General features: G+C 60.1%; 5 protein-coding genes. All 5 read right to left on the bottom strand.

Translation table 11 applies throughout. The features are described from left to right. On the bottom strand, positions 1-836 hold an 836-nt coding region (locus ACIONG_RS29605), incomplete at its 3' end, for a prephenate dehydrogenase/arogenate dehydrogenase family protein (RefSeq protein WP_401304499.1). 28 nt (positions 837-864) lie between these two features. Next, complete coding sequence (hisC, locus tag ACIONG_RS29600) at positions 865-1,977, bottom strand: histidinol-phosphate transaminase (RefSeq protein ID WP_103305673.1); 1,113 nt, start codon at positions 1,975-1,977, stop codon at positions 865-867. A 12-nt stretch (positions 1,978-1,989) separates the two neighbouring features. Further along, positions 1,990-3,084 (bottom strand): prephenate dehydratase, encoded by a 1,095-nt coding sequence (gene pheA / locus ACIONG_RS29595; RefSeq protein WP_007908404.1) that lies wholly within the window; start codon positions 3,082-3,084, stop codon positions 1,990-1,992. Next, a complete protein-coding gene (gene serC / locus ACIONG_RS29590) occupies positions 3,084-4,169 on the bottom strand; it encodes a 3-phosphoserine/phosphohydroxythreonine transaminase (protein ID WP_213026232.1) in 1,086 nt (361 codons plus the stop codon). The genes pheA and serC overlap by 1 nt, the downstream gene beginning before the upstream one ends. Positions 4,170-4,400: 231 nt before the next feature. Continuing rightward, on the bottom strand, positions 4,401-6,257 hold a 1,857-nt coding region (locus ACIONG_RS29585), incomplete at its 5' end, for a DNA gyrase C-terminal beta-propeller domain-containing protein (RefSeq protein ID WP_401304495.1).

Raw genomic sequence — 6,257 nt, 5'->3', positions numbered from 1 at the left:
CCAACCCGGGCGCGAGTGAAAACGCCCAACAATTGGTGCCCATCCCCTGCATCGACCGCGTCGCGCAAGGCGTCGAGGTCGCTGCGAAATGTATCGAGTGTGCGCAGGACAGCCTCGCGGTTGGCGAGGAAGATGTCGTGCCACATCACCGGGTCGCTTCCGGCGATTCTTGTGAAATCGCGGAAACCGCCCGCAGCGTAACGGAAGATCTCAAGATTTTCATTGCGCTTGGCCAACGAATCGACCAGACCGAACGCCAGCAGGTGCGGCAGATGACTGGTTGCAGCCAACACTTCATCGTGACGCTCGACCTGCATGTGCTCGACGTCGGCGCCCAGTTCGCGCCACAGACGATCAACCACCGCCAGCGCAGCCGGATCGGTTTGCTCAAGCGGCGTGAGGATCACTTTATGGCGGCGGAACAGCTCGGCATTGGAGGCTTCCACCCCGCTCTGCTCGGAACCGGCAATCGGATGGCCCGGCACGAAGCGCGCTGGCATAGCACCAAACGCTTCGGTTGCCGCGCGCACGACATTGCCTTTGGCGCTGCCGACATCGGTCAGAATCGCCTGACCCAGATCCATGCCCGCCAATCGCGCGAGCACTTTCTCCATCGCCAGAATCGGCACCGCCAACTGAATCACGTCCGCGCCCTGGCATGCAGCCGCCAGGTCATCTTCGCAGCGATCCACCACACCCAACTCGACCGCCAGCTTGCGCGATTGCGGATCGAGATCGACCCCGACCACTTCGCGGCATACGCCACTTTCACGCAAGCCTTTGGCAAACGAACCACCGATCAACCCCAGACCGACCACTACAAGGCGACCGATCATAGGTGCAGCAGATTGCAGAGCAGTGACATCACCCACGAGCCAGAACCTTGCGCAGCGCTTCGAGGAAGCGGCTGTTTTCCGCCGGCAGACCGATGGTCACCCGCAGGTGGTTCGGCATGCCGTAATTGGCCACTGGACGCACAATTACGCCTTCGCGCAGCAAGCCCTGGAACACCGGAGCCGCCACCTGACCGAGATCGACGCAAATGAAGTTACCCTTGGACTCGATCCAGCCCAAGTCCAGCTCCCGGAAACCGGCTTGCAGTTGCTGCATGCCTGACTCGTTGAGCTGACGGCTTTGCGCCAGATACTCTTCATCTTTCAACGCCGCACACGCCGCAGCCAAAGCCAGGCTGTTGACGTTGAACGGCTGGCGAACACGGTTCAGCACGTCCGCCACTACCGGAGTGGACAGGCCATAACCAACGCGCAACGCCGCCAGACCATAGGCCTTGGAGAACGTGCGCGAAACCAGCAGATTCGGGTACGCAGCGAGGAAGTCCAGACCATCCGGCAGATCACTGCCTTCGGCGTACTCGATGTAGGCCTCGTCCAGCACCACCAGCACATGCTCCGGTACGTCCTGCAGGAACTCGTCCAGCGCTTCGGCGCCGAACCATGTGCCGGTCGGGTTGTTCGGGTTGGCGATGAATACTACGCGGGTGTTGGCATCGATGGCCGCGAGCATCGCCGGCAAATCGTGCCCCCAATCTTTGGCTGGGACGACTTTGGCCTCGGCACCGACCGCCTGAGTGGCAATCGGATACACAGCGAACGCGTGCTCGCTGAACACGGCATTCAGACCCGGCGCAAGATAGGCGCGCGCGACCAGTTCGAGAATGTCGTTCGAGCCATTGCCCAGGGTGACCTGGTTCAGGTCAACACGGCACTGCTCGGCCAGCAGGGATTTCAGCGCGAAACCATTACCATCCGGGTAACGGGTCAGCTCGGCCAGTTCCTCGCGGATCGCCGCCAGCGCTTTCGGGCTGGCGCCCAGCGGGTTTTCGTTGCTTGCCAGTTTGACGATTTTGGCCGGATCAAGGTCCAGCTCACGCGCCAGTTCATCCACAGGCTTGCCCGGAACGTACGGCGAAAGTTGTTGCACGCCCGGCTGTGCCAGAGCGAGGAAATTGCCACTCATTACTACCGCCCCTTACAGAACTGCTTTCGGGTAGGAACCCAGCACTTTGAGTGCCACTGCTTCCTGACTGATCTTCTCCAATACACCCTTGATCAACGGATCACGGTGGTGGCCGACGAAGTCGATGAAGAACACGTAAGTCCATTTGCCGCTGCGCGACGGACGGGTTTCGATGCGGGTCAGGTCGATCCCGTTGTCATGGAACGGCACCAGCAACTCGTGAAGCGCGCCGGGTTTGTTGCTCATCGACACGATGATCGAGGTCTTGTCGTCGCCGGTCGGCGGCACTTCCTGGTTACCGATCATCAGGAAGCGCGTCGAGTTGTCCGGACGGTCTTCGATCTTCTCGGCCAGACGAGTCAGGCCATACAGCCCGGCCGCCATGTCGCCAGCGATTGCCGCCGAATTCCACTCACCTTTAACCCGCTTGGCAGCTTCAGCGTTGCTCGACACCGCGACGCGCTCGACATTCGGGTAATGCGCATCCAGCCACTTGCGGCACTGGGCCAGCGACTGCGCATGGGAATAGATGCGGCTGATGCTGTCGGTCTTGGTGTTTTCACCGACCAACAGGTGATGGTGGATACGCAGCTCGACTTCGCCGCAGATCACCATGTCGTGTTCGAGGAAGCTGTCCAGCGTGTGGTTGACAGCGCCTTCGGTGGAGTTCTCCACCGGGACAACACCAAAGTTCACCGCACCGGCAGCCACTTCACGGAACACTTCGTCGATCGCCGCCATTGGCTTGCTGATCACCGCATGACCAAAGTGCTTCATGGCCGCCGCTTGAGTGAAGGTGCCTTCAGGGCCGAGATAAGCCACCTTCAGTGGCTGCTCCAGCGCCAGGCAGGAAGACATGATTTCGCGGAACAACCGCGCCATCTCTTCGTTGCCCAACGGCCCCTGATTGCGCTCCATCACGCGCTTGAGCACCTGAGCTTCACGCTCGGGACGATAGAACACCGGCACTTCGCCTTCGGCCAGCGAAGCCATCTTTACTCGTGCGACTTCCTGGGCGCAACGCGCACGCTCACTGATCAGCTCCATGACTTTGGTGTCCAGAGCGTCAATGCGAACGCGCAGCGCCTTGAGTTCTTGCTCGGACATCAGCCGTGTTCCTTCTCGAATTCAGCCATGTACGCCACCAGCGCATTGACGGCGGTGATGTCGACGGCGTTGTAGATGGAGGCGCGCATGCCGCCCACGGAGCGGTGGCCCTTGAGGTTGAGCAGACCGCGTGCGTCGGCGCCGGCCAGGAACGGCTTGTCCAGACGATCATCAGCCAGACGGAACGGCACGTTCATCCACGAGCGGTCGGACTTGTTGATCGGGTTGCTGTAGAGACCACTGGCATCGATGAAGTCATACAGCGTGCGCTGCTTGACGTCGTTGAGCTTGGCGATGGCTTCGACGCCACCCTGCTCTTTCAGCCACTGGAACACCAGACCGGACAGGTACCAGGCCAGGGTCGGCGGGGTGTTGTACATCGAGCCGTTGTCGGCCGCGACCTTATAGTCGAGCATGGTCGGGCACAGGGCACGGGCCTTGCCGAGCAAGTCTTCGCGGATGATGTTGACGACGATGCCGCTCGGGCCGATGTTTTTCTGCGCACCCGCGTAGATCATGCCGAAACGCGAGATGTCGACCGGGCGCGACAGAATGTCCGAGGACATGTCAGCCACCAGCGGTACATCGCCGGTTTCCGGGATCCACTGGAATTCCAGACCACCGATGGTTTCGTTCGGCGCGTAGTGAACGTAAGCGGCGTCTTTCGACAGGTTCCACTCGTTCTGACCCGGAATGGCGAAATAGTCGTAAGGCTTGGCGGTGGCGGCAACATTGACGTGGCCGTAACGCGACGCTTCTTCGATGGCTTTCTGTGACCAGATACCGGTGTCGATGTAGTCGGCAGAGCCGCCTTCAGGCAACAGGTTCAGTGGAATCTGCGCGAATTGCTGGCTGGCACCACCTTGCAGAAACAGCACTTTGTAGTTCGAAGGGATATTCAGCAGGTCACGCAAATCCTGCTCGGCCTGGGTCGCGATGGACACGAACTCATCGCTGCGATGGCTCATTTCCATGACCGACAGGCCCTTGCCGTGCCAGTCAAGGAGTTCACCTTGGGCGCGTTGCAGGACAGCTTCGGGAAGCGCCGCAGGGCCGGCGCAGAAGTTATAGGCTCGCTTGCTCACATCCAGTCTCGCTCTGATTTGGTGATATCACGCAATAAATCACACTACCGATCAACATGGCCCTGTGGGAGCGAGCCTGCTCGCGAATGCATCACCGCGGTGTGTCAGAGGTACCGCAGCGTCTGCATTCGCGAGCAGGCTCGCTCCCAAAGGGAATCTCCATGATGTCGAAATTTCATACCGGACAAATAACAAGGGGGCGAATTTTCATCCGCCCCCTCGCTTGTCCGCTTATTCTTGCGGCTCTTCGTCTGCTGCGGCGTCGAGCTGCTGGTCTTCGGCGGCATCGTCGATCACGACGTTGCCCTCGAACTCCTCGCCCTCTTCACCTTCAAGCTCTTCACCTTCGACTTCCGAAGGCTCCTGAACCCGCTCCAGACCGACCAGGGTTTCATCCTTGGCCAGTTTGATCAGGGTGACGCCCTGCGTGTTACGACCCAGGCTCGACACTTCGTCGACACGGGTACGCACCAGAGTGCCCTGATCAGAGATCAGCATGATTTCTTCGCCATCCTGCACCTGAACCGCGCCGACCAGACGGCCGTTACGCTCGTTGCTGACCATGGCGATAACACCTTGACCGCCACGCTTGTACTCAGGGAACTCGGTGATGGCAGTACGCTTGCCATAACCACGCTCGGAAGCAGTGAGGATCTCGCTGCCTTCTTCCGGAATCAGCATGGAGATCAGCTTCTGTCCTTCCGGCAGACGCATGCCACGCACACCGCGGGCGGTACGGCCCATGGCGCGAACTTCGGATTCCTTGAAGCGGGTCACTTTGCCGCCGTCGGAGAACAGCATGATTTCCTGCTCGCCATCGGTGATGGCAGCGGAGATCAGAATGTCGCCTTCGTCCAGTTCCAGGGCAATCAGACCGACGCTGCGCTGACGACTGAAGGCCACCAGCGGAGTCTTCTTGACCGTACCGTTGGCGGTCGACATGAAGATGAACGGCGCCTTCTTGCGGTCGGCAGCCTTGATGCGCGCGCGGCGCTCTTCGTCGGTTTCGTTGCTGTTTTCGAGGTCTTCTACATCAGCTTCAACACCTTCGGCTTCTTCTTCGTCAGCCTGACGCTTCATGGCTTCGAGATCGACCGGCAGCATGGTGGTGATGTATTCGCCCTCGCTCAACGGCAAGAGGTTGACCAACGGACGACCACGTGCGGCGCGGGATGCTTCTGGAATCTCGTAGGTCTTGAGCCAGTACACCTTGCCCTTGCTCGAGAACAGCAGCAGCGTGGTGTGGCTGTTGGCAACCAACAGGTGAGCGATGTAGTCCTCATCCTTGACGCCGGTAGCCGACTTGCCCTTACCGCCACGACGCTGAGCCTGGTACGCAGCCAATGGCTGAGTCTTGGCGTAGCCACCGTGGGAAATGGTCACGACGCGCTCTTCTTCCGGGATCATGTCACCCAGGGTCAGGTCGAGACGGGCATCGAGAATCTCGGTGCGACGCTGATCGCCATATTCGGCACGGATCACTTCCAGCTCTTCGCGGATCACTTCCATCAGGCGCACGGCGCTGTTGAGGATGCGGATCAGCTCGCCGATCTGGTTGAGGATCTCTTGATACTCGGCCAGCAGCTTCTCGTGCTCCAGACCGGTCAGACGGTGCAGGCGCAGTTCCAGAATGGCTTGTGCCTGCTCTGGCGACAGGAAGTATTTGCCTTCGCGCAGACCGTATTGCGGATCGAGGTTTTCCGGACGGCACGAATCGGCACCGGCTCGTTCAACCATCGCCACTACGGCGGAAGATTCCCAAGGCGTGCTGATCAACGCTTCCTTGGCTTCCGAAGGAGTCGGCGAAGCCTTGATCAGAGCGATAACCGGGTCGATGTTCGACAGGGCGACGGCCTGGCCTTCGAGGATGTGGCCACGCTCACGCGCCTTGCGCAGCTCGAACACGGTACGACGGGTGACGACTTCGCGACGGTGACGAACGAAGGCTTCCAGCAGATCCTTGAGGTTAAGGATGCGTGGGCGGCCATCGATCAGCGCAACGATGTTGATGCCGAATACCGATTGCAACTGGGTCTGGGCGTAGAGGTTGTTGAGGATCACCTCAGGCACTTCGCCGCGACGCAGTTC

It is taken from the genome of Pseudomonas sp. NPDC087817, assembly GCF_044742875.1.
In the GTDB taxonomy this organism is placed as follows: Bacteria; Pseudomonadota; Gammaproteobacteria; order Pseudomonadales; family Pseudomonadaceae; genus Aquipseudomonas.
This window is presented reverse-complemented; position numbering and strand designations above follow the sequence as displayed.

What these genes read in the sequence shown, in the direction of transcription:
- hisC (WP_103305673.1), bottom strand. Translation starts at nt 1,977, where the DNA reads ATGAGTGGCAATTTCCTCGCTCTGGCACAGCCGGGCGTGCAACAACTT.
- pheA (WP_007908404.1), bottom strand. Translation starts at nt 3,084, where the DNA reads ATGTCCGAGCAAGAACTCAAGGCGCTGCGCGTTCGCATTGACGCTCTG.